Source organism: Sinorhizobium sp. (assembly GCF_059070375.1).
Map to the genome: position 1 here is coordinate 378,428 of NZ_JCACWC010000003.1, position 25,373 is coordinate 403,800.

Below are 25,373 nucleotides of genomic sequence, written 5' to 3' on the forward strand. Positions count from 1 at the left end.
GCCCTTGGCGGTAGAGCCGTACACTTTCCGGAAAAACATGGGAGACCGGCGCACCATGCCCGAAATTCAGAACCTCCTGGGCTTCGCCCTGATCGCATTCGGCATGGTGCTGACGCCGGGGCCGAACATGATCTATCTGATCTCCCGCTCGATCTGCCAGGGACCGGGGGCGGGACTGATCTCGCTCGGGGGCATAGCCCTCGGCTTCGTCTGTTACATGGTGTCTGCCGCGCTCGGCATTACCGCCCTGCTTCTGGCGGTTCCCTTTGCCTATGACGCCCTTCGTTTCGCAGGTGCGCTTTACCTGCTTTACCTTGCCTGGCAGGCCGTTCGTCCCGGCGGCCGCTCGATTTTTCAAGTGCGGGACCTCCCGAAGGATCGCCCGCGCAAGCTCTTCGCAATGGGCCTCTTCACCAGCCTGCTCAATCCGAAGGTGGCCATCCTTTACGTGTCGCTGCTGCCGCAATTCATCCGCCCCGAGGCCGGCAACGTGCTCGCGCAGTCGCTCGTCTTCGGCAGCGTGCAGATCGCGATCAGCGTCAGCGTCAATGCGCTGATCGCGATGACCGCCGGAGCGGTGGCCGCCTTCCTCTCCGGTCGGCCGTCCTTCATGCTGGTGCAGCGTTGGCTCATGAGCACGGCGCTGGCGGGTCTTGCCATCAGCATGGCCTCGGAGGCCCGGCGTTAGAGGCTTCCCTCCGCCGGACGCTTGGCGGACGATGACGATGGCCGAAGTGTCCAGCCGAGATTGGTGCCCGCGGCAGCGAAGAGGATCGCGACCGAGCCCGCGATCTGCACCGGCTGCAGGGCGTGGCCGAACGCGATGCGGTCAACCAGGATCGCGGCCACCGGATAGATGAAGGAAAGGGCGCCGGTCATGTGGGTCGGCAGCTTCTGTATGGCGCCGTAAAGCAGAATATACATGATGCCGGTATGAACCACGCCGACGGTCAGGAGCAGCGTCCACTGGAGCGTTCCCTGCGGCAGCGGCGCGACGAGGGCGAAGGGGGCGAGCATGGCCGCTCCGGTGATGACCTGCACCAGCGCGATCAGATGCGGCGGCGTGCCCTTGAGGAGCTTGGTAACGAGCGCCGCGATGGCGTAGAAGAAGGCGGCGCCGAGCGACAGTGCTATCCCGGTGAGGTAGTCGCTTGGCTCATAAGTGCCCGCGGGCTTGGCGAGGACGATCGCGATCATGCCTGCGAAGGAGAGCGACAGCCAGAGGAGTTTGCTGGCGGTGATCTTCTCTCCGATAAAGAGCGCACCGAGGCCGAGCAGCATGAAGGGCTGCGTGTTGTAGACCATGGTCGCGATGGAGATCGAGGCGCGGGGATAGGCGGCGAAGAGCAGGAGCCAGTTCACGACGATCGCGACGCCGCCCAGAGCGGAAAGAATAATGACCTGCATCCGCAAATGTCTCAGGTCGATAAGGCCGAAGACCGCCGCAAGCGCGGCGAGCGTTGCAGCCCCGAAAACGCAACGCCAGAAGACGACGCCCGCGACGGGCTGGCCCGACATCAGAACGAACCAGCCGATCGTTCCCGAAATCAGCATCGCCGCCGTCATTTCCGCGCTTCCGCGCCGTATGTCCTTATCCATGGCCTTTTGCTCCATCCATTATGCTGCAAGAATAATGAGCCTGGTGGCGCAGGGATATGGATTTTGAGAGGAAATTATGGGAGGATACCTAACAGATTAAGGCGATAAGGCTAAATTGACTTACGAGGGAGTTGGATGCTGGACGAGCTCGACCGCCGCATTCTCGAAATTCTGGCCGCCAATGCCCGGGTGTCGTTGAAGGAGCTGGCGCAGGAGGCCGGCCTTTCCTCGCCGAGCGCGGCGGAGCGGCTGCGCAAGCTCGAGGAGCGCGGCGTGCTCGATGGTTTCACGATCTCGGTCAATCCGGCGCGTCTCGGCTATCCGCTGCAGGCGATCGTCCGCATCCGGCCGATGCCGGGCATGCTGCATATCGTCGAAAGGCTGATCCAGGAAACGCCCGAATTCATCGAATGCGACAAGGTCACGGGGGACGACTGCTTCATCGCCAAGATGCTGGTGCGCGACATGGCGGAACTCGACACGATCCTCGATCGCATCGCGGAAAAGGCGCAGACGAACACGTCGATCGTCAAATCCTCGCCGGTCAAGCGGCGCCTGCCGCCGCTTATTTAGTTCCGGTCGAGCCGAAGCCGCCGGCCCCGCGCGCCGTCGCCGTCGCGCCATCTGCCTCGCGGATCGCCAGCTGGGTCACCGGGGCGATCACGATCTGGGCGATACGCATGCCGCGCTCGACCGCGAAGTCCTCCGCACCGAGATTGACGAGTAGCACCTTCACCTCTCCGCGATAGTCGCTGTCGACGGTGCCCGGCGTGTTGAGGCAGGTGATGCCGTGCTTGAAGGCCAGCCCGGAGCGTGGCCGGATCTGTCCTTCATGACCGGCGGGGATCTCGAAGATAAAGCCCGTCGGGACCAATGCGCGCTCTCCCGGCCGGATCGTCATCGGGTCCTCGGCCGGCACGGCCGCGCGCAGGTCCATGCCGGCGGCACCCGTGGTCTCATAGGCCGGCAGGTCGAGACCCTCGCCATGAGGCAGGCGGACGAGGGTGAGGCCAGGGGTCGGGGCAGGACGATTTTCGGGCGTGTGCATGGTCATTCCGTCATAAGCACGGCCGGGCTTGCCGCAGTCAATTGCATATTGGCCCCCGAGCCTGTAAAGGACGCCGCAACTCACAGGATACTCAGATCATGGCCGAAAGCATTGCCGAGGCGGTCTCCCGCCGCCGCACATTTGCGATCATTTCGCACCCGGACGCCGGTAAGACGACGCTCACCGAGAAGCTTCTGCTCTTCGGCGGCGCGATCCAGCTCGCCGGCGAGGTCAAGGCCAAGAAGGACCGCATCCAGACCCGCTCGGATTGGATGAAGATCGAGCGCGAGCGCGGCATCTCCGTCGTCACCTCGGTGATGACCTTCGAATATAACGATACTGTTTTCAACCTGCTCGATACGCCCGGTCACGAGGACTTTGCCGACGACACCTACCGCACGCTGACGGCGGTCGATGCGGCTGTCATGGTGATCGACGCGGCAAAGGGTATCGAGCCGCGCACGCTCAAGCTCTTCGAGGTCTGCCGCCTGCGCGATATCCCGATCATCACCTTCGTTAACAAGATGGACCGCGAAAGCCGCGATCCGTTCGAAATCCTCGACGAGGTCGAGCAGAAGCTGGCGCTCGACTGCGCGCCGGTCACCTGGCCGATCGGCCGCTCCAAGACCTTCTGCGGCACCTATCATCTTGCCACCGACGAGGTGCGCGGCGCCGACACGCAGGAGCGGCTGACAAAGGTCAACGATCCGGAAATGGCTTCGCACCGTCTGCCCGAGAACGAACGCGACACGTTCATCGAAGAAGCGTCGCTGGCGATCGAGGCCTGCAAGCCCTTCGACCGTAAGGCTTTCCTCGAAGGGCACCTCACGCCGGTGTACTTCGGCTCGGCGCTGCGGAACTTCGGCGTGCGCGACCTGATCAATGGGCTCGCCGACTTCGCGCCGCCGCCGCGGGCCCAGGTTGCCGACATCCGCACCGTCGAGGCGACGGACGACAGAATGACCGCCTTCGTCTTCAAGATCCAGGCGAACATGGACCCGAACCACCGCGACCGCATCGCCTTCGTCCGCGTCTGCTCGGGCAAGCTCGAGCGCGGCATGAAGGCGCGGCTTTCGCGCACCGGCAAGCAGATGGGGTTGACGGCGCCGCAGTTCTTCTTCGCCTCGCAGCGCCAGCTCGCCGATACGGCTTTCGCCGGCGACGTCGTCGGCATCCCGAACCACGGCACGCTCAGGATCGGCGATACGCTGACCGAGGGCGAGCCGCTCGTCTTCCAGGGCGTGCCGAACTTCGCACCGGAAATTCTCCGCCGCGTCCGGCTGGAGGATGCGATGAAGGCGAAGAAGCTGAAAGAGGCGCTGCAGCAGATGGCGGAAGAGGGCGTCGTGCAGCTCTTTTCTCCGGACGACGGCGCGCCTGCGATCGTCGGCGTCGTCGGCGCGCTCCAGCTTGACGTGCTCAAGGAACGCCTGCAGGCGGAATACAGTCTGCCGGTCTCCTTCGAGATGTCCCGCTTCTCCATCTGCCGCTGGATCTCCGCCGAGAACCCGGCCGAACTCGAAAAGTTCATCGCGACCCACCGCGGCGACATTGCGCGGGACCTTGACGGCGACCCGGTATACCTGGCGCAGGACGGGTTCTCGCTGCGCTACGAATCGGAGCGCTATCCGGCGGTCAAGATGGTGGCGATCAAGGAGTATCACGTCGCCAAGGCGGCGTGATCGCGCCTGCACCGGATTCCCCTATCCGGCCCGCTCCGGGACTGGCCCTGCGAAGGCCGAGGCTCAGTACGGCGATCAGCACGCATGCCATGCCGATCATCTGATTGGCGGTGATCGTCTCGCCGAGAACGGCAGCGGCGAGGAGCAGCGCGGAAACCGGTGCCAAGGCGGTGAAGACCGAGGCCTCGGTGCCGCTCACCTTCTGAAGTCCCGCATACCAGAGCACGAAGCCCCCGACCGTCGGCACGAGCGCGTAATAGGCGACCGCCGCGAGCGCCGGGGCGCCTGTCGCGCCCATCGACGGAAGTTCTGCAAGGGCGAACGGGAGCGCAATGGCACCACCGAAGCCCGTCATCAGCGCCGACAGGCCAAGCGGCGGAATCGCGACGCTGACGCGCTTGTTAAGCAGGATGAACAGGCCTTCGCAGATGACCGCGCCGAAGATCAGCGCGCTGCCGGCGAGCGAATGCGCGGCGTTTGCATCCGGCCGGAAGACGATCGCGAGAACGCCGGCCGCCGCCAGACAAACGGCCGCGAACACGGAGCGATGCGGACGCTCGCCGAGAACCATGATGGCGATTGCGGCGGAGACGACGGGGAGCGTCCCGATGATGACGCCGGCATCGGCCGCAGAGGTGAGCTTCAGGCCGGAAATGAGCAGAGTCGTGTAGCCGACGCTGCCGGCGCCTGCCTGAAACAGGAGGATGAGCCAATCGCTCTTCGGCAGCTTGGGCCAGGACGCCCCGGTCGCGCGCATCAGGCCCAGGAAAAGAGGGAAGGCGATGGCAAAACGCAGCGCCGTTGCCGTGAACGGCGGCAGGCCGGCGGCGATGATCTTGCTCGCGATCACGGTGCTGCCGACGAGCACCATGGCGAGCGACAAAAAGACATATCCCTGAACCTGCTTCGACATTCTGCCACCGTTCCCGATTGATGATGGGGGCAGAAAGACCGATCGGCAGCGCACGGTCTTGTACGAAATTGCAAGGCGGCGAAATCAGTTCACCGCTTGCGCGTAGACACCGGGGGAGAAGCCGTATTTGCGCACGAACACGCGTGTCATGTGGCTCTGGTCGACGAAGCCGCCGGCAGCTGCCGCTTCCGCGAGCGGCGTGCCCCCGGCGATCAGCCGCCGGACGACGTCTATCCGGCGTTGGAGGAGATAGGCATGGGGCGTCAGTCCCGTCGCCTTGGAGAAACCGCGCACGAGCTGGAAGCGGCTCAGGCCGCTCTCGCGGGCGAGGTCCGCGAGCGTAAGCGACGCCAGCGGATCGTCCTCGATAAGGCATACGGCCGAGGCGACCGACTTCGGCACGCCTGCCGGCGCATCCGGCGAGGCAAGCTGCATCGCCTCCGCGAACAGGGTGACGGCCAGTTCATCCCAGCGAAGCATCGTCTCGGTGCCGTCGGCGGCCGCGGCAGCCGCAAAGATCGCGCCGAAGCGGGCAGCCAGCCCGGTACTTCTGATCACCGGGTCCGAGAATTCGCAATCCGCCCTCTTCCCATCGGTGACGTCATCGACGAGCGAGGCGACCAGCGGCGGATCGAGATAGAGCATCCGCCAGGACCGGCCCGCGTCGCCGATCGGGGCTCCGTCGTGGACCTCACCGGGATTAACGGTGATCACGTCGCCCGCTTCCGCCTCGACGGTTCCGCGGCCGCTCAGCGACGTCTGCGCACCCGCATGAATCAGGCCGATGCCGAACTGCTCGTGCGTATGGCGCGCGAAACTGTGATTCGTCGTCGCTTCCACCACGTCGACGCCGGCGATGCGGCGCGGCAGCATTCTGAAATGCCCTTTCGCCATGTACAGTTCGCTGTCCCGTTCCACGTTGAGCCCTTATGGTGGTATAGCGTTTCCATTCCCTGCCGCCTAGCGCAGGTGGCCGATAGCTTCGCCGGATCAGGAGGAAACCGAGATGCTCTACACGGCACGGACGCTGAAGCGGCTGCGGCTCCTGAACGGCATGAAACAGAGCCATGTGGCGGAGCTCATGCGGGTGACGCAGGCGACGATATCGCGCTGGGAAGCGGGCGTCCTCACACCTTCCGAAAATCAGCAGCAGGCGCTGGAGTGCCTATTCGCCAGGGTGCCCGCAGCCGCCGATGCGGCTCTCAAGCGGCTGGTCGAAAGCTCGAGCGCGAGGGTTCACCTGATCTGCGACCACTCGCACCGGCTGCTGGCTGCTTCGCCCCGGCGGCGGGCGGAGTGGCGGCGGGAAATGGTCGGCGAGCCGATGTTCCGTTATGCCTCGCAGGAGATCCGGAATGCGGAACGCGATCTCGCGGAGCTCGGCTGGCACGATGGCCGTTTGGCTTTCCTGGCCGTCGAGACCGGGCCCAACGGCCGCGATGACGTTCCCATCTCTGCTGGTCGCGTGCTTTGGGAGCGCATACCACTCGCCGACGGCGCGATGGGCCGGCTGGTCACCGCGATCTCCTGAGCGAACGCATAATTTATGCCTTGCCGGCTTCGCCGCGCTGCGCCTAGCCTCAAGGCAACAAGGAGCGACGCATGACGATACTGGTGACGGGAAGCGCCGGCCATCTGGGTGAGGCATTGATAAGGGTACTGCGCGCGGCCGGCCGCGATGTTCGCGGCATCGACATCAAGAGCTCCCCATTCACCGATGCGGTCGGGTCGGTCGCCGACCGCCGCTTCGTCCGTCACGCAATGAAGGACGTTCGCGCAGTCATCCATTCCGCGACCCTGCACAAACCGCATGTGGCGACGCACGGTTATTGCGAGTTCGTCGATACCAATGTCGCGGGAACGGTCAATCTGCTGGAAGAGGCAGCCGGGGCGGGCGTCGGCGCCTTTGTCTTCACCAGCACCACGAGCGCCTTCGGTTCGGCCCTGACGCCGGCGCCCGGCGAGCCGGCAGCCTGGATCACGGAGGACGTCCAGCCGATCCCGCGCAACATCTATGGTGTGAGCAAAGTTGCGGCGGAGGGATTCTGCGAGCTTTTCGCGCGGCGGCACGGTCTGCCCGCCGTCATTCTCCGGACCTCGCGCTTCTTTCCCGAGCCCGATGACGATGCGGAAATCCGCGGCCGCTTTGAAACGGCCAATGCGCAGGCGAATGAATTGCTCTACCGGCGCGCGGATATCGAGGACGTCGCGAGCGCCCATCTATCGGCCCTCGACCGGGCGATGGAGATCGGCTTTGGCCGTTTCATCGTCTCGGCCCCGACGCCGTTCACGCACGACGATCTCGCGTCTCTGCGGGAGGATGCCCCATCCGTCGTCTTCAGCCGCTTTCCCGAATGCGAGGCGCTTTATGCGCAACGGGGGTGGCGGCTGTTTCCGACGATCGATCGGGTCTATGTGAGTGCCCGCACGACGGCTTGTCTCGGCTGGCGGCCGAAATACGATTTTGGCCATGTGTTGAAATGCCTGCGCCGCGGCGAGGATTTCCGCAGCCCGCTCGCAATCGAGATCGGGTCCAAGGGCTACCACGACACGGTCTTTGCGGATGGCCCCTATCCGGTCGCCTGAACCGTCAATCCCGTGGCAGCCCCGGCAGCTTGCCGATCTCGCCGGACCAGGGCAGGGCGGAGGAACACCAGATCTGCTTGCGGGGTGCAAGTTCGCGCCGCTGATTTATGGTGCCGACGCGGATGCCGATCTCCTCTGCGTCCTCGTCGGTGCCCGTCGTGTAGACCGGCGAGCCGCAATCGGGGCAGAAAAATTGCAGCCGCTTGCGTCCGTTTTCGCCGGTCTTGACGTAAAGCTTCGGCTCGCCGCCCGTCAGCCGGAACGATGATCGCGGCGTGCTGGTGCTGACGCGGTAGGCGGTGCCGGTCAGCCGTTGGCAATCGTTACAATGGCAGATCGTTACGTGCTCCGGATCGATCTCCGCCTCGTAGGTAACGAAGCCGCAATGGCACTGGCCGTCGATATGCATGAAACGCTCCTCGTCGCTTGCTTCGGCAAGATACGATAGGGCGAAGGCTCCATTCGTCCAGTGCGACGTCCGCCGGTCAGACGCCGGTGAACAGCCACTCGTGTTCCCTCGCATTGTGGAACTTCCAGATCCGCTTCGGCCCCGCCATGACGTTGAGATAATAGGAATCGTAGCCGTGGACCGCAGCCACCGGATGGTAGCCCCTCGGTACCAGCGTCACGTCCCCATCCTCCACCGCCATGGCCTCGTCCAGCGAACGGTCGTCGGTATAGACGCGCTGCATTGCAAAACCCTGCGGCGGGTTGAGGCGGTGGTAATAGGTCTCCTCGAGATAGCTTTCGGCCGGCAGGTTGTCCTGGTCGTGTTTGTGCGGCGGGTAGGAGGAGGTGTGGCCGCCCGGCGTGATCACCTCGACGACCAGCAGCGACTGCGCCGATTCGTCGTCTTCCGGCATGATGTTGGTGACGTAGCGTGTGTTGGTGCCCCGGCCGCGCGTCATCTGCGGGTGCGTGCCCGGGCGGATGATTTTCGCCTCGAAGCCTTCCCCGCCCGGCGCGGAGCAGACGGCGAGGTCGAGATCCGTGGTCGCTTCGGCCTGCCAGCTGCTGCCCCTCGGCACATAGACCGCATAGGGCTGGCCCTCGAAAGGCGTCATGCGCTCGCCGAGCTCGCCGAAGTCCTCGCCATCGACCGAAACCCTGGCTTTTCCGCTGACGAGTACCAGGCAGAGTTCCTTCTCGCCCGCTTCGCCGCCGGTCGTCTCGCTGGGCCGCAGCCGATGGAGGGCGAAACCGACATAGGTCCAGCCGGCACTTTCCGGCGTGATCTCCTGCATCAGGCCGGATTGCGCTTTCGGTTTGATGAGCAGTTTGGACATTCGGCGGTCTCCTGATCTCGCGTCTGTAGGTCTGCCCCTCTCCATAGCCCTCTGGAAGGGAGGCGGCAGCCGGGTGAGGGGCGTCTACGCGTCGAGCCCCGCTTCCTTCGCAAAGGCCTTCAGCGACTTCAGCCCGAGCGATTGGTACTCGAACGGATTGCGTACGGCCGAGTCCTGCTCGGCCTCGATGACCAGCCAGCCATCATAGCCGTGCTGGGCGGCGATCTTCAGAACCGGCAGGAAGTCGACGCTCCCTTCCGCATCGCCCGGAACGGTAAAGACGCCGCGTCGCACACCCTCGAGAAAGGACAGACCTTCGCTTTCGACCACCGCGCGGACCGCCGGGCGGACGTTCTTGCAATGAATGTGGCGGACGCGGTCCATATATCTCCGCGCCACGTCCGCCGGGTCGGAACCGCCGAACCAGGCATGGCCGGTGTCGAGCAGCAGTTTGGTCGCCGGACCGGTGTTCCGCATCAGGAGGTCGATCTCCTCGCCGGTCTGGACGATTGTGCCCATGTGGTGGTGGTAGACCAGATCGATGCCCTGGCCGGCGCAATATTCGGCGATCGCCTCGAGGTCGGCGCCGAATTTCTCCCACTTGTCCGCCGGCAGAACCGGCTTGTCCTTCACGAGCGACTTGGAATCGTCGCCGTGAATGGCGTTCGAGGTTTCGCAGACGATCGCCACCCGGCAGCCATTATGCTTCAGAAGGTCGAGATGCGGCTGGATAGCCTTCTTCTCCGCTTCGACATCATGGGTGAGGAGGTTGGTCGAGTGCCAGCCCGAGACGAAGACGAGATCGTAACTTGAGAGCTTCTGCTTCAGCGCTTCTGGGTCGGACGGCATCTTGTGGCCCTTCTCGATGCCGTCGAAGCCGATCTTCTTGCAATCGGAGAGGCAGTCCTCGAGCGTCAGATGCGCGCCGATCGAATGGTCGTCGTCATTGCTCCAGGCGATCGGGTTGGTTCCGTAACGGATCATGTGTTTTGCTTTCTGCTGCGTGGTCTGTTTGGGGCAGTCGGTTCGTAGTTTCGTTTTTGGTGCGCCGAGGATGCCGCAGTGTGGCCCCTCATCCGCCCGCCGGCATCTTCTCCCCGCGTGCGGGGAGAAGGGACAAGCCGCGCTGTCCCCGCCCCAACCCGCAAGCCACGGCTGACCGCCGGGCACGTCCCCTCTCCCCGCCCTGCGCGGAGAGGGTTAGGGGCCGCTGGCCGGGCGCCAGTGTCAACCAAACCGCTGGGCCTGGAGGGCCTTCTCGTAGCCTTCGCGGGCGGCCTTCACCTGGTCTCGGTCCGAAACCTCCGGTACCGCGACGTCCCACCAGTGCCCGCCGGCCTCCGTTGTGATCAGCGGATCGGTATCGATGACGATCACGGTCGTGCGCGCCTCGTCGGCGGTCTCCGCGAGCGCAGCTTCGAGCTCGGGGATCGAGCCGACCTTGCGGGTCACGGCGCCCATGGCGGCGGCGTGCGCGGCGAAGTCGATCCGAGGCAGCTCCACATGATGGGTGTCCTTCAGCAGATTGTTGAAGTTGGCGCCGCCCGTTCCCATCTGCAGCCGGTTGATGCAGCCATAGCCGGCATTGTCGAGCAGCACGACGGTGAATTTGGCGCCGAGCATGACGGAAGAGGCGATCTCCGAGTTCAGCATCATGTAGCTGCCGTCGCCCACCATGACGATCACGTCGCTATCGGGCTTGGCAAGCTTTACGCCCAGACCGCCGGCGACTTCGTAGCCCATGGTCGAAAAGCCGTATTCCATGTGATAGCCGCCCGGCTCCTCCGCCTGCCACAGTTTGTGCAGCTCGCCCGGAAGTCCCCCGGCGGCGCAGACGAGCGTCGTTTGCCTGCCGCCGCGGGCGCGCTGGACGGCGCCGATGACCTGAGCGTCGGAGGGAAGTGCGGCATTGGTGGTGGCGGTCGCCCTCTCGGCTTCAGCAAGCCACTCAGCCTTGCCCGCTTTTGCCCTCTCGGTCCAGGCTGTATCGGCCTTGTAGCTGCCGAGACCGCCGGAAATGCGGTTGAGGCCGGCCCGCGCGTCGGCAATCAGCGGCTGTCCCTGGTGCTTGCCGGCGTCGAAGGCCTGGACGTTGAGGCCGATGATCTTCAGCGCCTCGTTTTTGAAGAGCGCCCAGGAACCGGTGGTGAAATCCTGCAGCCGTGAGCCGACGGCGAGCACGACATCGGCCTCTTCCGCCAATGCGTTGGAGGCGGACGTGCCGGTGACGCCGATGGAACCCATATTCAGCGGATGCGAATGCGGCAGAGCGGACTTGCCGGCCTGGGTCTCCATGACCGGAATGCCGTGTTTCTCGGCGAACGCAGCGAGTTCGGCGCTCGCTTCCGAGTAGAGCACGCCGCCACCGGCGATGATGATCGGCTTCTTCGCGGATCTGAGCGCCTCGATTGCCGATGCCAGCTCGTCGAGGTCAGGCTCGATGCGGCGCGGAACCCAGACCTTCTCGTCGAAGAAGGTTTCCGGATAGTCGTAGGCTTCCGCCTGCACGTCCTGGCAGAGCGATAGCGTCACCGGCCCGCATTCGGCAGGATCGGTCAGGACCTGCATGGCGCGGCGGAGCGCCGGGATGATCTGCTCGGGCCGGGTGATGCGATCGAAATACCGCGAGACGGGCTTGAAGCAGTCATTCGCCGAGATCGTGCCGTCCCCGAAACTCTCCACCTGCTGCAGCACCGGATCGGGCCTGCGGTTGGCGAAGACGTCGCCGGGAAGGAGGAGAACCGGCAGTCGATTGACATGTGCCAGCGCGGCCGAGGTCACCATGTTGAGCGCGCCCGGGCCGATCGAGGTGGTGCAGGCCATGAAGCGGCGGCGGAAGCTCGCCTTGGCGAAGGCGATCGCCGCATTCGCCATGCCCTGTTCGTTCTGGGCGCGGTAGGTCGGGAGCGTTTCGCGAACGCCGTAAAGCGCCTCGCCGACGCCGGCGACGTTGCCGTGGCCGAAGATCGCGAAGACGCCGCCGAAGATCGGCACGCGCTCGCCGTCGATGATCGTCATCTGCCGGGTCAGGAACCGCGCCACGGCCTGTGCCATGGTCAGGCGCACGGTTTTCTGGCTCATTTGTTTCCTCCTCGCGGCCGCATCCTAGCGCCGCCTTTGTATTTGACCGCTACGCCGCCTTGGTCTCACCCAATTGCAGCCAGAGATCGACGAGCGCCTTGAACTTCGCCGCCATGTCGGAGACTGCCTGCTCGTCGGTCATCCTGCCGGAAAGCCAGGCCTTGGCAGCGTCGGCGAAGATCGTCCGGCCGACGGCAAATCCCTTGACCGTCTTCGACATTCTGGCGGCGGCGAAACCGTCTTTCAACACCTCATAGGGTGCTTCCAGGCCGAGGAGCACCACGCCCCGGCAAAGCGGATCGCGCGCCTCGATCACGGCGTCGATCGCAGCCCAGGCGGCGCGGCTCGCTTGCGGCTCGAGCTTCCACCAGTCCGGCTTCAAGCCGGCATCATAGAGCTCCTCCAGCGCCCGCGGAATGGTCCGGTCGTCGAGTGTCCCGTGCTTGCCGGCGATGATCTCGATCAGGATCTCGCGCCCGACCTTGCGCGCCGCCTCGAAGGCCGAACGCAACTTTGCGACCTGAGCGGCCTTGAGTTCGGCCGGATCGTCGGGATGGTAGAAGGAAAGCACCTTGATGCAGTGGTCGACCGGCCAGTCGACGAGGCGGCTGCCGAGGTCCTGGCTGAATTCGAAGGTAAGCGGCCGTGATCCCGGAAGCTCGATCGGCTTGCCGATCCAGAAGTCGCGATGGGCGCCGGCGGCATAGAGCGCATCGCGGCCGTATTTGTCGTCGATCAGCATGCCGAAGCCGGAACGGCCTTGAGCTACCTCTGCCGCAGCCCTGACGGCAAGCACCTTGAAGGCCGGGATGCGCGAGAGCAGTTCCGGATTTCCCTCGGCAATGTCCTCGAGCTGACTGCGATGGTCGACGGCGAGCGCCATCAGGAGCGGGATGTCGCGCCGGCGCGTCGTCGCCCAGTGCACGTGGTTGATCGCCTCGTCCTTGCGCAGCGCCTTCTCCTTGCTGCCGTGCTCGAGGAAATATTGCAGTTCGGTCCAGGTCGGGATTTCCGGCGCGCAGAGCAGGCGCGAGACCGCGAAGGCGCCGCAGGCATTGGCCCAGGTAGCGGACGTCGCGTGCGGCTCGCCGGTGAGCCAGCCGCGCAGAAAGCCCGACATGAAAGCGTCGCCGGCGCCGAGAACGTTATAGACTTCGATTGGAAAACCCTTGCCGACGATACCGTCTTCGAGATCGTCCGAGATCGGTCCATCATAGACAATGCAGCCCATCGGTCCACGTTTGAGCACGATCGTGGCTTCGGAGAGGGAGCGGATGGTTTTGAGTGCCGCGAGGAGGTCGCTTTCGCCCGACGCGATCAGCACCTCTTCCTCGGTGCCGACAATGAGGTCGCAATACCCGAGCACGGTCTTCAGATGCGCCGAAACGCGGTCCGAGGCGATGTAGCGGCTCTCGCCCGCATCGTGACCCGCAAGACCCCATAGATTAGGGCGGTAATCGATGTCGAAGACGATCCTGGCGCCGCTTTCCTTGGCGATCCTCATCGCCTTGCGCTGGGCGGCGTCCGCATTCGGCTTGGCAAAATGCGTGCCGGTGACGAGGACCGCGCGCGCGGAACCGATGAAATCCTCCGAAATATCGTCCTCGCAAAGCGCGTTGTCGGCGCAATTGTCGCGATAGAAAAGGAGCGGGAAGGATTTGTCGTTCTCGACGGAGAGGATCGCAAGTGCGGTCAGCCGCTCCGGGTCGGTGACGATGCCGCGCGTCTCCACGCCTTCGCGCTGAAGCTGCTCGCGGATGAAGCGGCCCATCTGTTCGTCGCCGACGCGCGTCAGGAGCGCCGATTTCAGGCCGAGGCGCGCTGTGCCCACGGAAATGTTGCAGGGGCAGCCGCCGACCGATTTGGCGAAGCTCGCCACGTCTTCGAGCCGCGTGCCGATCTGCTGTCCGTAGAGGTCGACCGAAGCTCTGCCGATCGTGATGAGGTCGAGGGGCTTGGCACCCGCACCTGATGGAACTTGGGCCGACGAAATCTGGCTCACTGCTTCCTCCCCGCGGACGCCGGACCGGCGCCGACAAATATGCCTATGCCATGGGTGACGAGCATATGAAACATAAATTCCGTTGTTTCGTCAATATGGAATTTCCGTTCTATATTGTCTCACTCGCCCTCGGCGATGCGGCGCCGTTTCTCGGCAATTGCGACGGTCAGCGCCATGGCGAAGGCCATGCTGGCGGAGAGCGAACGGAAGCCGGCATGATCGGCCTCGACCAGTTCGAACCAGACCCTGGAGGATTCGGCGAGCGGCGAGAAGGCGGAGTCAGTCAACGAGACCACGGGTACCTTGCGGTTGGCGAGCAAGCGCGCCTGGCTGGCGCTTTCCGACGCGTAGGGCGAGAAGCTGACGGCAAAGGCGGCATCCTCCTTTGTCGCCATAGCCAGCATGTCCTCGTCGATCCCGGCGGCCGTTCCGACATGCTGATACTTCACCTTCAGCTTGCCGAAAGCATAGGCCATGTAGCTGGAGATCGGATAGGAGCGCCGCTTGGCGATGAGATAGATCGTGTTCGCCTTGGCGAGAATGCCGACGGCGCGCTCGAATGCCTCGGGATCGACCGAGGTCGCGATGTTGTCGAGCGAGCGATGGGCGGCCGCAACGAAGCCGTTGAAGATCGATCCGCTTTCGAGCTTGCTGTGATCGTTCTGGCGCAGCGCCTTCAGCCGTTCCTCGTAGCCGGGCGTACGCTCCCGCAGGCGTGCGCGAAAAATCTGCTGCAGGCTCGAAAAGCCTTCGAAGCCGAAGTGCTGGGCGAAGCGCACGAGCGTCGAGGGCTGGACGTCGGCCGAAGTCGCAATACTCGCCGCCGTCCCGAAGGCGATCTCGTCCGGATTGTCGAGCGAGTAGGCGGCCACCTGTTTCAGCCGTTTCGGCAGCTGCGCCTTGCGCTCGAGGATAACCGCCTTCAGCGTTTCGAAATCCTGCGGGACATCGGCAATCGTTTCAGGCGTGGGCATGGTTCGGGCCTCCGGCTCGTTCTCGTCGTTTGCCTCAGTTTAATCGACTAACCATTGCAGCGATAGAATGGACGTTCCATTTTGGTTCCTTATCCAGCGGGAAGTGCGCAAGCCCGCATCGCCTCAGGCTTGTCCCGCGCAGGCGGGGCGAAGGAAACGCGCGGCGCTACCTTCGCAACCATGACCCCCGGCCAACCATCGGGCACGTCCCCTCTCCCGCGCGCGGGGAGAGGGTAAGGGTGAGGGGCAAAGACAGCAGCGAGTCGGACGTCAAGATCAGCCGATCTCCACCCAATCGTTCGTCCTTGCGGAGTGATAGGTCGCGGAAAGGACCTTCTGGACTTCGTAGCCCTCGCGGAAATCGGTCGAGGTTTTGCCGCCCTTGGCGATCGCTTCCAGGAACTCGTTGGCCTCGATCGCCTTCAGCTCGTTGAAGCCGATCTGGTGGCCGGGTGCCACGCAGAAAGCTCCGTAGGGCGGATGCTCCGGTCCCGCCCAGATCGTCCGGAAGCCGCGGCTCCTGATGTCGTCGCCGGCGGAGTAGACCCTGATCTCGTTCAGCCGTTCCTGGGTGAAGACGATGCTTCCCTTGGAGCCGTAAATCTCGAAATCGTGCTGCATCTTGCGGCCGGTCGCGATCCAGCTCGCTTCGAAGCTTCCGCTCGCGCCGCTCTCGAAACGGACGAAGGCCCTCGTGACGTCGTCGACCTCGACCGTCCGGGTCTCTGTGGCGCCGCGCGTGACAGGGCGCTGCGGAACGTGGATGACGGTCTCTGCCAGTACGGACCGGATCGGCCCGACGAGATGGCGCATGCAGGCGATAATGTGGCTGCCGATGTCGGCGAGCGCACCGCCGCCGCTACGCGGGTCCAGCCGCCAACCCCACGGAACGCTCTCATCAGCCATGAAATCTTCCGCATGAATGCCGCGAAACGACCGTATTTCGCCGATCTCGCCGCTTTCGATAATGTCCCTGGCGAGAAAAATGAGCGGGTTCTTGAGATAGTTGAAGCCGACCTGGGTGACGACGCCGGCCCTTTGCGCGGCGGCGACCATCTCGGCGCAGTCGGCGACAGTCGGTGCCAGCGGCTTTTCGCAATAGACGTGCTTGCCGTGTGCAATCGCAGCGAGCGCCATTTCCTTGTGCAGGAGGTTCGGCGTGGTGATGTCGATGATGTCGATCTCGGGATCGGTCAGAAGTTCGCGCCAGTCGGCCGTCGCCTTGCGGAAGCCGAGTTGTCCGCGGGCCGCCTCCGCGCCCTCCTGCGTCACGTCCGCGACGGATACGAGATCCAGCTCGAAGGGCAGGCCGAAGACTCGTGACGCAATCGTGAACCCAAGGGCATGCGCCTTGCCCATGAAGCCCGTCCCGATCAGGCCAATGCCCAGCCTGCGCTTGCCGCTCATCTCGTTTCTCCCGGGCCAAGCCCTGTCTGTGCTCGGCGAAATGAAATGAAATGCGCGCGAATTGTCAATATGGAATATTTGTTCGAAAATCCGGTCCCGCGTGCCTGATGGAACAGGGCGTGTCCGCCCGGTCCGCTATGCTTGGGCAGAATGTGTTAACGCATTTTTACCATGTTGCGTTGAAACATCACTGGTGACGGTGGTGGACGAATCGCTTTCATATGGCGGGGCGAAATCGGAGTGATCGAGCATGTGCCGTTGGGCAGCCTATCGCGGAGAGCCGCTTTATCTCGAAGAACTCGTGACGTCGCCCAAGCATTCCCTGATCGAGCAATCCCATTGCGCCGTCAGGGCGAAAACGGCGACCAATGGCGACGGCTTCGGAATAGCGTGGTACGGCGACCGTCCTGAGCCGGGCCGCTACCGGGACATCCTGCCCGCCTGGTCGGATTGCAATCTCAAGAGCATTGCGAGGCAGATTCGCTCTCCGCTGTTCCTCGCCCATGTTCGCGCGGCCACCGGCGGCGGCACGCGCCGCGACAATTGCCATCCCTTCGTCTTCGGCCGCTGGTCCTTCATGCATAATGGGCAGATCGGCGATTTCGAGCATTTGCGGCGGCCGATGGAGACCATGCTCGACAACGAGCTCTATTCGGCGCGCAGCGGCACGACGGATTCGGAGCTGCTCTTCCTGCTTGCCCTGCAGTTCGGTCTCGACCGTGATCCCCTCGGTGCCGTTGCCGAGGCGCTCGCCTTCGTCGAGCGGCTTGCCGAACGCCTGGGACGCCCGGCACTCGTGCGCTTCACGGCGGCCTTCTCCGACGGCCGCGATCTTTATGCGGTCCGCTATGCCACGGATTGGAAAGCTCCCACGCTCTATGCAGGTCCGATGGGGTCGAGTGGCGGCTATTGCCTCGTCTCCGAGCCGCTCAATGACGATGACAGCGCCTGGGTGGAGGTTCCGGACGGATCCGCGATCATCGTCGGGGAAAACGGCGTCGACGTTCGCCTTTTCGGGACGGCCGACCTGGCAATAGCGCCCACCTCCGGCCTGTCCTCAGGATGAAAGCTTCGCCGCGATCAGCGCGGCGAGCTTCGCCGCGACATCGTCCTTGCCCATTTCCGGCCATTCCTCGGTACCGTCACGGCCGATCAGCTTAACCCGATTTCGGTCGCCGCCCATGATGCCGGTTGCGGGCGAAACGTCGTTGGCCAGAATGTAATCGGCCCCCTTCTTCTGGAGCTTGGCGCGGCCGTTCTCGGCGACGTTCTCGGTCTCGGCGGCAAAGCCGATCACGAGCTTCGGCCGCGATGCGTGGTGGCCGACGGTCTTCAGGATATCGGGATTCTCTGCAAGCTGCAGCGGAGGAGGGGCCTCGCCCGGCCGCTTCTTGATCTTGTTGCCGGCGGCCAATGCGACGCGCCAGTCGGCAACGGCTGCCACCATGACGGCCACATCGGCCGGCAGCGCGGCCAACACCGCATCGCGCATCTCCTCGGCGCGCTCGACCCGTACGACGCGGACGCCGGCGGGGTCCGCGATCGTCACCGGCCCGGAAACGAGCGTGACCTCGGCGCCGAGCCGCGCCAGTGCTGCGGCGATCGCGTGGCCCTGCTTGCCGGACGACCGGTTGGCGATGTAGCGCACCGGATCGATCGGCTCGTGCGTCGGTCCGGATGTGACGATGGCCTTGCGACCGGCGAGCGGGCCTGCTCCGTTGAAAAATTCCTCGACCGCCGCGACGATCTCCAGAGCTTCGGCCATGCGGCCTTCCCCTGCCTCGCCGCTCTCGGCCATTTCGCCAGTGGCAGGTCCGACGAAGCGGACGCCGTCGCCGGCGAGCGTCGCGCGGTTGCGGTGCGTGGCCGGGTGCGACCACATCCTCGGGTTCATCGCCGGCGCGAGCAGCACCGGTCGGTCGGTCGCCAGGAGCACCGTCGAGGCGAGGTCGTCGGCGTGACCGTGCGCCATCTTTGCCATCAGGTCGGCCGTTGCCGGGGCCACGACCACGAGATCGCAATGCCGCGCCAGCCGGATGTGACCGACATCCTGCTCGTCCTCGCGCGAGAAAAGCTCCGTGAAAACGTGAGAGGCCGAAAGCGCGCCAACGGTCAGCGGCGTGACGAAACGCTGCGCCGCCGCCGTCATCACCGGGCGCACGTCGGCACCGCGCTCGCGCAGGCGGCGGATCAGGTCGAGGCTCTTATAGGCCGCGATTCCGCCGGCTATGATGAGAAGAATGCGCTTGCCCGACAGTGTCATTCCGCTTCGGCTCCAGCCGCTCCCGTTCGTTTCCGGCGACCCTACTCGACCGTCTTCCCGCACGCAATTGCGCGCCTGATTTCGAGTGCAGGCCGAATTTGAAGCTTGACTTTCCGCGCTTCACGTAACACGTTGAGTTACATGAAACGCGATAGCCGACTTTCCATTACTTTGCATGCGCTCCTCCACATGGCGGAGCGTGAAACCATCACCTCGGAGGAGTTGGCAGCCTGCCTCTCCACCAATCCCGTCGTGGTCCGACGCACCATGGCGGGTTTACGGGAAGCGGGTCTCGTCCGCTCCGAAAAGGGGCATGGCGGAGGCTGGTCGCTCGTGCGCGATCTCGCAACCATCAGCCTTGCGGACGTGCATGCCGCGCTCGGTGAACCGCCCGTGTTTGCAATCGGCAACCGAACCGAGGCTCCCGGCTGTGTGGTGGAGCAGGCGGTCAATGCCGCGATGGACGGAGCGCTCCGGGATGCCGAGGCGCTTCTCATGCAGCGATTGGAACGAATAAGCCTCGCAGATCTTTCAAACGATTTCCAGCGACGAATGGCGATCCGTCGCCAGCAGATGAAGGAGCAGAACCATGGCGGTTGATGTGATGCCGGTAGACGTGGCGATCGTGGGTGGAAGCTATGCAGGGCTGTCGGCGGCATTGCAATTGGCCAGAGCCAGACGCTCCGTGGTCGTCGTCGATGCGGGCGCGCGCAGGAACCGCTTTGCCGAATCGTCGCATGGGTTCCTCAGCCGGGACGGCGAGGCGCCTGCGACGATCGCGGCGCACGGCCGGGAACAGTTGCTGGCCTATCCCAATGTGCGTTTCGTCGAAGGAACGGCCGATACGGCGCGCCGCGACGGCGCCAATCTGGTCGTCTCGGTGCAGGGCGAAAAGATCGCGGCGCGGCGGCTGATCCTGGCAACGGGCGTCGTCGATGAGCTGCCGTCGATACCGGGGCTTCAGGAACGCTGGGGCCGCGCCGTCTTTCATTGCCCCTATTGCCATGGTTATGAGCTCGGGCAGGGCCGCATCGGCGTTCTCGCAACCGGTGAGTCCAGTTTTCACCAGGCCATGATGCTGCCGGACTGGGGGCCGACCACCCTTTTCGCCAATGGCGCGTTCGAGCCCGATGCCGCTCAGGCCGCCATGCTGGAAGCGCGCGGTGTGGAGATCGAAAGGGAGAGGGTCGTCGCTGTCGACGGAGCGAAGGCGAGCGTGGTTCTCGATGGCGGCCGGACCGTTTCTCTCGAAGGCCTGTTCGTCGCGTCGCGTACCCGCATGGCGAGCGATCTGCCTGCAGCGCTCGGCTGCGAATTTGAGGACGGGCCGCTCGGACCCTATATCCGGACGAACGAGGCAAAGGAGACGAGCGTCGAGCGCATCTATGCCTGTGGCGATGCCGCGCGGGGCGCGGGCTCGGTCTCGCATGCGGTCGGCGATGGCGTTACGGCAGCCGTGGCCGCGCATAAGTCACTGATTTTCGACGTACATTGAGCCTTCATTCCGCCGTTTGATGAGCGCCGGCGGCGAGGAGGAGGCGCTCGATCCGCCGGAACCCTCGCCTTTTAGCATGGGCGAGGGGCGTAACGCCTTCGCCGTCCGCCAGATCGACATCCGCACCGGCCTCGATCAGCAGCCTGACGATGTCCGTATGGCTGTCGCCTCCGTTGCCGAGGATGATCGCCTCGAGGAGCGCCGTCCAGCCGAGGCGGTTTACATGGTCGACGGCAACCCCGGCATCGATCAGCGTCTTCACGGTTTCGACATGGCCGCGCTCGGCGGCTGGAATGAGGGCGGTGCCGCCGTAGCGGTTGGTGCTTTTGAGATCGGCGCCATGCGCGAGCGTCATCTTCAATATTTCGAGATGGCCGCGCGCGCCGGCATAGAGATAAGGGCTGTCCTCGATGCGGTCCTTGGCATTGACGTCGGCACCGGCCGCGATGAGAGCCCTTGCGGCCTCGATATTGTTCTCATGCGTGGCGATGAGCAGGGCCGTCGCGCCTGTTTCGTCGCGCGCATCCACGTGTGCGCCGCGCTCTACGAGAGCGCTGATTTCGGCGGCATTGCCCAGCCGGGCGGCCGTGAGGAGTTCTTTATCCAGCATGGCGGCCTTCGCGACCCCTGTTAGACTGAAAAGAGTGACGAGAGCGATGACGGCGTAGCGCAGCAGGCCTCGTGCAGCCGATCTCTGAAGCGGGATGAACATGGTCAGAGCATCGAACGGCTGAGCCCGCCGTCGACGGGCAGCGCAATCCCGGTGATGTAGGCGGCCTGCCGGCTTGCGAGAAAGGCTGCGGCAGCACCGAACTCGGCCGGCGTCCCATAGCGCCCGAGCGGAATTTCCGACTGGCTGCGCACTGCAACGGTTTCGACGCTGACGCCCTCGGCCTCCGCATCCTTGCGATCGAAGCTCAGGGTCCGGTCCGTCGCAAGCCGGCCGGGCAGGAGCATGTTGACGGTCACCCCGTCGGCTGCCACCTCGCTGGCGAGCGTCTTCATCCAGCCGGCAAGCGCGCTGCGCAACGCATTGGACGCCGTCAGGCCGGGGATCGGTTCGCGGATGCTGGTGGAGGCGACGGCAACGATGCGGCCGAAGCGGCGCTCCCGCATGGACGGCAGCAGGCGGTGCGAAATGCGCATGCCGGAAAGCACCATCGCCTCGAACTGGGCCCGCCAGAAGCCGGGATCGATGTCGGCAGCATTCGTCGGCGGCGGACCGCCACCGTTCAGCACCAGAATATCGATCTGTCCGAATGAAGCGGCGAGCCGATCGAGGAAGGGGTCGACGACTTCAGGCTTTGCCAGGTCCAGCGAAAAGCCGGCAGCATTCGGGCCGATTTCCGCTGCGGCCTTCGCTGCGGTTTCTCCGTTCCGGCCGGTCAGCGCGACCGCAACGCCTTCCCCCGCAAGCGCTTCGGCGATACCGCGCCCGAGCCCTTTGCTGCCACCGAGAACGAGCGCCTTTTTGCCGCTAATGCCGAGATCCATATTCCTTCCTCCTGCTTTGATCGATGGCAACGCCTGGCTGCCTGGCACTTCTCCCCGGCCGGCTGGCAAGGCGGCCCGCCGCTCCGTTCACGCAAGCTGCCAGGCGATGTAGACGAGCGTCGCCGCGATAAGCCATAGCGCGATACGGCCCGAGCGCGTATGGCGCGCCTCGGCTCTGCCGATCGCTTCCGCGGTCTCCGGATCGAAGCGCAGGCCGTTCTCGCTCATTGCCATGATTTCCGCCGAGAACCGCTCGGTCCGGGCTGCGATCTCCGGCAGCGCTTCGGCAACCCGCAGCGCCGCATGAACGCCGTCGCGCAGGTCGGCGACGATGCGTTTCGGCCCGAGATTGTCCCTTATCCACTTGCCGACCACCGGTTCGGACGCCTTCCACATGTTGAAGCGCGGATTGAGCGTTCGGGCGACGCCCTCGACGACGACCATCGTCTTCTGCAGCATCACCAGTTCGGGGCGGGTCTGCATGTCGAAAAGTTCGGTGACCTCGAACAGCAGCGTCAGCAGCTTCGCCATCGAGATCGTCTCGGCCGGCTGGCCGTGGATCGGCTCGCCGATGGCGCGGATCGCCTGGGCGAAGCTTGCCGCGTCGTGGTGCGAGGGAACGTAACCGGCCTCGAAATGCACATCCGCGACGCGCTGATAATCGCGCATGATGAAGCCGTAGAGGATCTCGGCCAGGAAGCGTCGTTCCTTCCGGCCGAGGCGGCCGACGATCCCCATGTCGACGGCGACGATATGGCCCGCATCGTCGACGAAGAGGTTGCCCTGATGCATGTCCGCGTGGAAGAAGCCGTCCCGGAGCGTGTGGCGCAGAAAGGACTGGATCAGCGTTTCGGCCAGGCGGTTCAGGTCGTGGCCGGCCCTTTTCAGCCCTTCGATGTCCGACATCTTGACGCCGTCGATCCATTCCATCGTCACGACGTCGCGGCCGGTGCGCTCCCAATCGACCCTGGGCACGCGAAACCCGGAATCCTCTTTGGTGTTCTCGCCAAGTTCGGAAAGCGCCGCGGCCTCGAGTCTCAGATCCATTTCGACCTTGGTCGTCTGCTCCAGCGTCTTCGTCACCTCGACCGGCCTCAGGCGGCGCGTATAGGGCAGGAATCGCTCCTGCATGCGCGAGACCAGATACATGGCCTCGATGTCGGCCACAAAGCGTTGGCGCACGCCCGGGCGGATGACCTTGACGGCCACCCTTTCGCGTCTGCCGTCGCGCATGACCACGGCGGGATGAACCTGGGCGATCGATGCGGCTGCGATCGGCTCGGAGAATTCGACGAAGAGCTCGCCGACGGGGCGCCCGAGAGACGCCTCTATCGCGGCCCTGGACGCGCTCTCGGGAAACGTCGCCATGCGGTCCTGGAGCAGCGAGAGGTCGGCGGCAAGTTCGGCGCCGACCACGTCCGGGCGGGTCGCGAGGAACTGGCCGATCTTGACATAGGAAGGGCCGAGCCGTTCCACCGCCCGGGCGAGGCGGCCGCTGCGCGCACCGAACCGGGCCTCGCGGCTGGCGAGCAGGCCGGCGAGTTTCTGCACGAATCGTGCGAGCGGGGGCAGGTGTTCGGAGGGGACCGCGGCAAACGCATTCTCGCGCGCAAGGACCCAGCCGATCCGTATGAGACGGAAATATGCTCCGGGAGTGCTCATGCGCTCAGATTTTCCAGCCGGAATGCAGCGCTGCGATGCCGCCGGTATAATTGGTGAAGGAGACGCGGGCGAAGCCGGCATCACGGATCATGGCGGCGAAATCACGCTGGTTCGGAAACTTGCGGATCGATTCCACCAGATATTGGTAGGGCGCATCGTCGCCGGTGATGAGCTTGCCGAATTTCGGAATCGCATTGAAGGACCAGGCGTCGTAGAAGCGGTCGAGCAGCGGCATCTCCACTTCGGAGAATTCGAGCACGAGGAGCCGGCCGCCGCGCTTGAGCACGCGGTAGGCCTCCTTGAGCGCGACCTCGATGCGCGGCACGTTGCGGATGCCGAAGGCGATCGTGTAGGCGTCGAATGAATTCGCCGCGAAGGGCAGGTCTTCGGCGTTGGCCTCTACGAAGTCGAGATTGGCCTCGATCCCCCTCTTGCGGGCGCGCTCGGCGCCCACGGAGAGCATCGAGCCGTTGATGTCGAGGACGGTCGCATGGGCCTTGCGCCCGGAGCGCTCGACGATGCGGAAGGCGATGTCACCGGTGCCGCCGGCGACATCGAGAACCCGATAGCCCTCGCGGCTCGGCGGGTTGAGCGCCGCGATCATCGCATCCTTCCAGACGCGGTGCAGCCCGGCCGACATCACGTCGTTCATGATGTCGTAGCGTTTGGCGACCTTGTGGAAGACGTCGTTGACGAGCGGCTGCTTCTCGCCCGTGCCGACTTCGCGGAAACCGAATGAGGTCTCCATCCCGCCCCTCGCCGATACGCGCTCATCCGCCATACGAAACTCCACTTCAACGAATTTTGCCGGCACCATAGCGAAATCGCTCCGTGCACGCTATCTGAGCGAGAGGCGACCGGCTGCCGCATGCAGCCGGATATAGGCTATCGACGGCGTCATGGGAATGGCGTGCCGCTCACGTGGGCGGGTGCGATGAATAAAGGATGAAGGAACACGGCCGATGCCGGAATTGCCCGAGGTGGAAACGGTCAGGCGCGGACTGGCGCCGACCATGGAGGGCGCGCTTCTGGTGCGGGCGGAGTTGCGCCGGCCGGATCTGCGCTTTCCGTTCCCCGAGAATTTCGCCAACGCGGTTGCGGGCCGCCGTATCATCGCCCTCTCACGGCGCGCCAAATATCTGATGATCGAGCTCGAGGGCGGCAACGTCATCATCGCCCATCTCGGCATGTCCGGCTCGTTCCGGATCGAGAAGGGCCCGATAGAGGCTGGCGCGAATCCGGCCACGCCCGGCGCTTTCCACCACCCGCGCGGCAAGGACGAGAAGCACGATCATGTCATCTTCCATCTCGATGGCGGCTCCGGTCCGGCACGGGTGATCTATAACGATCCGCGTCGCTTCGGTTTCATGGATCTGGCACGGCGCTCTGCGCTCGCCGACCACGTCTATCTCCGCGGCCTCGGCGAGGAGCCGACCGGCAATGCCCTCGACGCCGCCTATCTCGCCGCCCGCTTCGCCGGCAAGGTCCAGCCGCTGAAAGCCGCTCTTCTTGACCAGAGGACGATCGCGGGGCTCGGAAATATCTATGTCTGCGAGGCGTTGTGGCGCTCGGGCCTCTCGCCGAAAAGGGCGGCAGGCACGCTCGTCGACAGGCGGGGCCGCCCGAAACAGGCGCTGATTGCACTGACGGATAGGATCCGCGCCGTGATTGCCGATGCGATCGCCGCCGGCGGCTCCTCGCTCAAGGATCACATTCAGGCGGACGGCAGTCTCGGCTATTTCCAGCACAGCTTCTCCGTCTATGACAGGGAAGGCGAGGCTTGCCGCACGCCCGGCTGCCACGGTACGGTCGCCCGCATAGTACAGGCGGGACGTTCGACCTTTTATTGCCCGCACTGCCAGAAATAGGGCGGCATGGCAC

25 protein-coding genes are annotated in these 25,373 nt (G+C 64.6%); 9 read left to right on the top strand and 16 right to left on the bottom strand.

Annotated features, from left to right (window positions below; all coding sequences use genetic code 11):
- The first annotated feature begins 55 nt into the window (after positions 1 to 55).
- Positions 56 to 688, top strand: a complete 633-nt coding sequence (locus AC5J09_RS13865; RefSeq protein WP_494297836.1) for a LysE family translocator — start codon at positions 56 to 58, stop codon at positions 686 to 688.
- On the opposite strand, the gene AC5J09_RS13870 is transcribed toward AC5J09_RS13865, so the two are convergent.
- Positions 685 to 1,599: a DMT family transporter gene (locus AC5J09_RS13870; RefSeq protein WP_494297837.1), complete on the bottom strand. Its 915-nt coding sequence runs from the start codon at positions 1,597 to 1,599 to the stop codon at positions 685 to 687. The two genes, AC5J09_RS13865 and AC5J09_RS13870, sit on opposite strands and share 4 nt — an antisense overlap.
- A 135-nt stretch (positions 1,600 to 1,734) precedes the next feature.
- Here AC5J09_RS13870 and AC5J09_RS13875 point away from each other — a divergent pair, with 135 nt between their 5' ends.
- Positions 1,735 to 2,172 (top strand): Lrp/AsnC family transcriptional regulator, encoded by a 438-nt coding sequence (locus AC5J09_RS13875; RefSeq protein WP_003527801.1) that lies wholly within the window; start codon positions 1,735 to 1,737, stop codon positions 2,170 to 2,172.
- On the opposite strand, the gene dut is transcribed toward AC5J09_RS13875, so the two are convergent.
- On the bottom strand, positions 2,165 to 2,647 hold the full coding sequence (dut, locus tag AC5J09_RS13880) for a dUTP diphosphatase (RefSeq protein ID WP_100670033.1): 483 nt from the start codon (positions 2,645 to 2,647) through the stop codon (positions 2,165 to 2,167). The genes AC5J09_RS13875 and dut overlap by 8 nt on opposite strands.
- A 98-nt stretch (positions 2,648 to 2,745) precedes the next feature.
- On the opposite strand from dut, the gene AC5J09_RS13885 reads away from it, so the two are divergent.
- A complete protein-coding gene (locus AC5J09_RS13885; protein ID WP_018093953.1) occupies positions 2,746 to 4,329 on the top strand; it encodes a peptide chain release factor 3 in 1,584 nt (527 codons plus the stop codon).
- Here AC5J09_RS13885 and AC5J09_RS13890 read toward each other — a convergent pair.
- Positions 4,298 to 5,242: a DMT family transporter gene (locus AC5J09_RS13890; RefSeq protein ID WP_494297838.1), complete on the bottom strand. Its 945-nt coding sequence runs from the start codon at positions 5,240 to 5,242 to the stop codon at positions 4,298 to 4,300. The genes AC5J09_RS13885 and AC5J09_RS13890 overlap by 32 nt on opposite strands.
- Positions 5,243 to 5,326: 84 nt before the next feature.
- Positions 5,327 to 6,136, bottom strand: coding sequence for an AraC family transcriptional regulator (locus tag AC5J09_RS13895; protein WP_494297839.1), 810 nt, complete (start codon positions 6,134 to 6,136; stop codon positions 5,327 to 5,329).
- 112 nt (positions 6,137 to 6,248) lie between these two features.
- On the opposite strand from AC5J09_RS13895, the gene AC5J09_RS13900 reads away from it, so the two are divergent.
- Together AC5J09_RS13900 and AC5J09_RS13905 are read left to right on the top strand one after the other, a co-directional pair.
- Positions 6,249 to 6,773: a helix-turn-helix transcriptional regulator gene (locus AC5J09_RS13900; protein WP_494297840.1), complete on the top strand. Its 525-nt coding sequence runs from the start codon at positions 6,249 to 6,251 to the stop codon at positions 6,771 to 6,773.
- A 71-nt stretch (positions 6,774 to 6,844) separates the two neighbouring features.
- Entirely contained in the window at positions 6,845 to 7,828 is a 984-nt protein-coding gene (locus AC5J09_RS13905) for an NAD-dependent epimerase/dehydratase family protein (RefSeq protein WP_494297841.1), read from the top strand.
- Positions 7,829 to 7,832: 4 nt separating this feature from the next.
- On the opposite strand, the gene AC5J09_RS13910 is transcribed toward AC5J09_RS13905, so the two are convergent.
- From AC5J09_RS13910 to AC5J09_RS13940, 7 genes are all read right to left on the bottom strand, one after another.
- Positions 7,833 to 8,237, bottom strand: a complete 405-nt coding sequence (locus tag AC5J09_RS13910) for a GFA family protein (protein WP_018093958.1) — start codon at positions 8,235 to 8,237, stop codon at positions 7,833 to 7,835.
- Between the two features lie 76 nt (positions 8,238 to 8,313).
- Complete coding sequence (gene iolB / locus AC5J09_RS13915; protein ID WP_100669792.1) at positions 8,314 to 9,114, bottom strand: 5-deoxy-glucuronate isomerase; 801 nt, start codon at positions 9,112 to 9,114, stop codon at positions 8,314 to 8,316.
- Between the two features lie 84 nt (positions 9,115 to 9,198).
- On the bottom strand, positions 9,199 to 10,098 hold the full coding sequence (gene iolE / locus AC5J09_RS13920) for a myo-inosose-2 dehydratase (protein ID WP_440852717.1): 900 nt from the start codon (positions 10,096 to 10,098) through the stop codon (positions 9,199 to 9,201).
- 243 nt (positions 10,099 to 10,341) lie between these two features.
- Positions 10,342 to 12,195 carry a 3D-(3,5/4)-trihydroxycyclohexane-1,2-dione acylhydrolase (decyclizing) gene (gene iolD / locus AC5J09_RS13925; protein ID WP_411922675.1) on the bottom strand — a complete coding sequence of 618 codons (1,854 nt, stop codon included), beginning with the start codon at positions 12,193 to 12,195 and terminating at the stop codon, positions 10,342 to 10,344.
- A gap of 49 nt (positions 12,196 to 12,244) precedes the next feature.
- Positions 12,245 to 14,197, bottom strand: coding sequence for a bifunctional 5-dehydro-2-deoxygluconokinase/5-dehydro-2-deoxyphosphogluconate aldolase (locus AC5J09_RS13930; RefSeq protein WP_275596915.1), 1,953 nt, complete (start codon positions 14,195 to 14,197; stop codon positions 12,245 to 12,247).
- A 119-nt stretch (positions 14,198 to 14,316) separates the two neighbouring features.
- Positions 14,317 to 15,171: a MurR/RpiR family transcriptional regulator gene (locus AC5J09_RS13935; protein WP_100669789.1), complete on the bottom strand. Its 855-nt coding sequence runs from the start codon at positions 15,169 to 15,171 to the stop codon at positions 14,317 to 14,319.
- A 276-nt stretch (positions 15,172 to 15,447) separates the two neighbouring features.
- Complete coding sequence (locus AC5J09_RS13940; RefSeq protein WP_100669788.1) at positions 15,448 to 16,578, bottom strand: Gfo/Idh/MocA family protein; 1,131 nt, start codon at positions 16,576 to 16,578, stop codon at positions 15,448 to 15,450.
- A 250-nt stretch (positions 16,579 to 16,828) separates the two neighbouring features.
- On the opposite strand from AC5J09_RS13940, the gene AC5J09_RS13945 reads away from it, so the two are divergent.
- The gene (locus tag AC5J09_RS13945) at positions 16,829 to 17,644 is read left to right on the top strand and encodes a class II glutamine amidotransferase (protein ID WP_100669787.1); all 816 of its coding nucleotides are present in this window, start codon (positions 16,829 to 16,831) and stop codon (positions 17,642 to 17,644) included.
- Here the strand turns inward: AC5J09_RS13945 and coaBC are convergent.
- The gene (gene coaBC / locus AC5J09_RS13950) at positions 17,636 to 18,841 is read right to left on the bottom strand and encodes a bifunctional phosphopantothenoylcysteine decarboxylase/phosphopantothenate--cysteine ligase CoaBC (protein ID WP_324762770.1); all 1,206 of its coding nucleotides are present in this window, start codon (positions 18,839 to 18,841) and stop codon (positions 17,636 to 17,638) included. The two genes, AC5J09_RS13945 and coaBC, sit on opposite strands and share 9 nt — an antisense overlap.
- Positions 18,842 to 18,982: 141 nt before the next feature.
- Here coaBC and AC5J09_RS13955 point away from each other — a divergent pair, with 141 nt between their 5' ends.
- Together AC5J09_RS13955 and AC5J09_RS13960 are read left to right on the top strand one after the other, a co-directional pair.
- Positions 18,983 to 19,441 carry an Rrf2 family transcriptional regulator gene (locus AC5J09_RS13955; protein ID WP_100669785.1) on the top strand — a complete coding sequence of 153 codons (459 nt, stop codon included), beginning with the start codon at positions 18,983 to 18,985 and terminating at the stop codon, positions 19,439 to 19,441.
- A complete protein-coding gene (locus AC5J09_RS13960) occupies positions 19,431 to 20,336 on the top strand; it encodes an NAD(P)/FAD-dependent oxidoreductase (protein WP_100669784.1) in 906 nt (301 codons plus the stop codon). The genes AC5J09_RS13955 and AC5J09_RS13960 overlap by 11 nt, the downstream gene beginning before the upstream one ends.
- A gap of 4 nt (positions 20,337 to 20,340) precedes the next feature.
- On the opposite strand, the gene AC5J09_RS13965 is transcribed toward AC5J09_RS13960, so the two are convergent.
- From AC5J09_RS13965 to ubiE, 4 genes are all read right to left on the bottom strand, one after another.
- Positions 20,341 to 20,946, bottom strand: coding sequence for an ankyrin repeat domain-containing protein (locus tag AC5J09_RS13965; protein ID WP_026168511.1), 606 nt, complete (start codon positions 20,944 to 20,946; stop codon positions 20,341 to 20,343).
- 104 nt (positions 20,947 to 21,050) lie between these two features.
- Entirely contained in the window at positions 21,051 to 21,830 is a 780-nt protein-coding gene (locus tag AC5J09_RS13970; protein ID WP_494297842.1) for an SDR family oxidoreductase, read from the bottom strand.
- Between the two features lie 87 nt (positions 21,831 to 21,917).
- Entirely contained in the window at positions 21,918 to 23,492 is a 1,575-nt protein-coding gene (ubiB, locus tag AC5J09_RS13975) for a 2-polyprenylphenol 6-hydroxylase (protein WP_494297843.1), read from the bottom strand.
- 4 nt (positions 23,493 to 23,496) lie between these two features.
- Positions 23,497 to 24,273: a bifunctional demethylmenaquinone methyltransferase/2-methoxy-6-polyprenyl-1,4-benzoquinol methylase UbiE gene (gene ubiE, locus AC5J09_RS13980; RefSeq protein ID WP_494297844.1), complete on the bottom strand. Its 777-nt coding sequence runs from the start codon at positions 24,271 to 24,273 to the stop codon at positions 23,497 to 23,499.
- A 181-nt stretch (positions 24,274 to 24,454) separates the two neighbouring features.
- Between ubiE and mutM the strand changes: the two genes are divergently transcribed.
- Entirely contained in the window at positions 24,455 to 25,360 is a 906-nt protein-coding gene (mutM, locus tag AC5J09_RS13985) for a bifunctional DNA-formamidopyrimidine glycosylase/DNA-(apurinic or apyrimidinic site) lyase (RefSeq protein WP_494297845.1), read from the top strand.
- Positions 25,361 to 25,373: the final 13 nt, after the last annotated feature.

Excerpts from the sequence above, each read along its gene's own strand:
- AC5J09_RS13895 (WP_494297839.1), bottom strand. The coding sequence starts at position 6,136 with ATGGCGAAAGGGCATTTCAGAATGCTGCCGCGCCGCATCGCCGGCGTC.
- iolB (WP_100669792.1), bottom strand. The coding sequence starts at position 9,114 with ATGTCCAAACTGCTCATCAAACCGAAAGCGCAATCCGGCCTGATGCAG.
- AC5J09_RS13935 (WP_100669789.1), bottom strand. The coding sequence starts at position 15,171 with ATGCCCACGCCTGAAACGATTGCCGATGTCCCGCAGGATTTCGAAACG.
- AC5J09_RS13885 (WP_018093953.1), top strand. The coding sequence starts at position 2,746 with ATGGCCGAAAGCATTGCCGAGGCGGTCTCCCGCCGCCGCACATTTGCG.
- mutM (WP_494297845.1), top strand. The coding sequence starts at position 24,455 with ATGCCGGAATTGCCCGAGGTGGAAACGGTCAGGCGCGGACTGGCGCCG.
- AC5J09_RS13875 (WP_003527801.1), top strand. The coding sequence starts at position 1,735 with ATGCTGGACGAGCTCGACCGCCGCATTCTCGAAATTCTGGCCGCCAAT.
- AC5J09_RS13905 (WP_494297841.1), top strand. The coding sequence starts at position 6,845 with ATGACGATACTGGTGACGGGAAGCGCCGGCCATCTGGGTGAGGCATTG.
- coaBC (WP_324762770.1), bottom strand. The coding sequence starts at position 18,841 with ATGACACTGTCGGGCAAGCGCATTCTTCTCATCATAGCCGGCGGAATC.
- AC5J09_RS13910 (WP_018093958.1), bottom strand. The coding sequence starts at position 8,237 with ATGCATATCGACGGCCAGTGCCATTGCGGCTTCGTTACCTACGAGGCG.
- AC5J09_RS13940 (WP_100669788.1), bottom strand. The coding sequence starts at position 16,578 with ATGAGCGGCAAGCGCAGGCTGGGCATTGGCCTGATCGGGACGGGCTTC.
- AC5J09_RS13970 (WP_494297842.1), bottom strand. The coding sequence starts at position 21,830 with ATGGATCTCGGCATTAGCGGCAAAAAGGCGCTCGTTCTCGGTGGCAGC.
- ubiE (WP_494297844.1), bottom strand. The coding sequence starts at position 24,273 with ATGGCGGATGAGCGCGTATCGGCGAGGGGCGGGATGGAGACCTCATTC.
- AC5J09_RS13865 (WP_494297836.1), top strand. The coding sequence starts at position 56 with ATGCCCGAAATTCAGAACCTCCTGGGCTTCGCCCTGATCGCATTCGGC.
- AC5J09_RS13955 (WP_100669785.1), top strand. The coding sequence starts at position 18,983 with ATGAAACGCGATAGCCGACTTTCCATTACTTTGCATGCGCTCCTCCAC.
- ubiB (WP_494297843.1), bottom strand. The coding sequence starts at position 23,492 with ATGAGCACTCCCGGAGCATATTTCCGTCTCATACGGATCGGCTGGGTC.
- iolD (WP_411922675.1), bottom strand. The coding sequence starts at position 12,195 with ATGAGCCAGAAAACCGTGCGCCTGACCATGGCACAGGCCGTGGCGCGG.
- AC5J09_RS13900 (WP_494297840.1), top strand. The coding sequence starts at position 6,249 with ATGCTCTACACGGCACGGACGCTGAAGCGGCTGCGGCTCCTGAACGGC.
- AC5J09_RS13965 (WP_026168511.1), bottom strand. The coding sequence starts at position 20,946 with ATGCTGGATAAAGAACTCCTCACGGCCGCCCGGCTGGGCAATGCCGCC.
- AC5J09_RS13870 (WP_494297837.1), bottom strand. The coding sequence starts at position 1,599 with ATGGATAAGGACATACGGCGCGGAAGCGCGGAAATGACGGCGGCGATG.
- AC5J09_RS13890 (WP_494297838.1), bottom strand. The coding sequence starts at position 5,242 with ATGTCGAAGCAGGTTCAGGGATATGTCTTTTTGTCGCTCGCCATGGTG.
- AC5J09_RS13960 (WP_100669784.1), top strand. The coding sequence starts at position 19,431 with ATGGCGGTTGATGTGATGCCGGTAGACGTGGCGATCGTGGGTGGAAGC.
- AC5J09_RS13945 (WP_100669787.1), top strand. The coding sequence starts at position 16,829 with ATGTGCCGTTGGGCAGCCTATCGCGGAGAGCCGCTTTATCTCGAAGAA.
- iolE (WP_440852717.1), bottom strand. The coding sequence starts at position 10,098 with ATGATCCGTTACGGAACCAACCCGATCGCCTGGAGCAATGACGACGAC.
- dut (WP_100670033.1), bottom strand. The coding sequence starts at position 2,647 with ATGCACACGCCCGAAAATCGTCCTGCCCCGACCCCTGGCCTCACCCTC.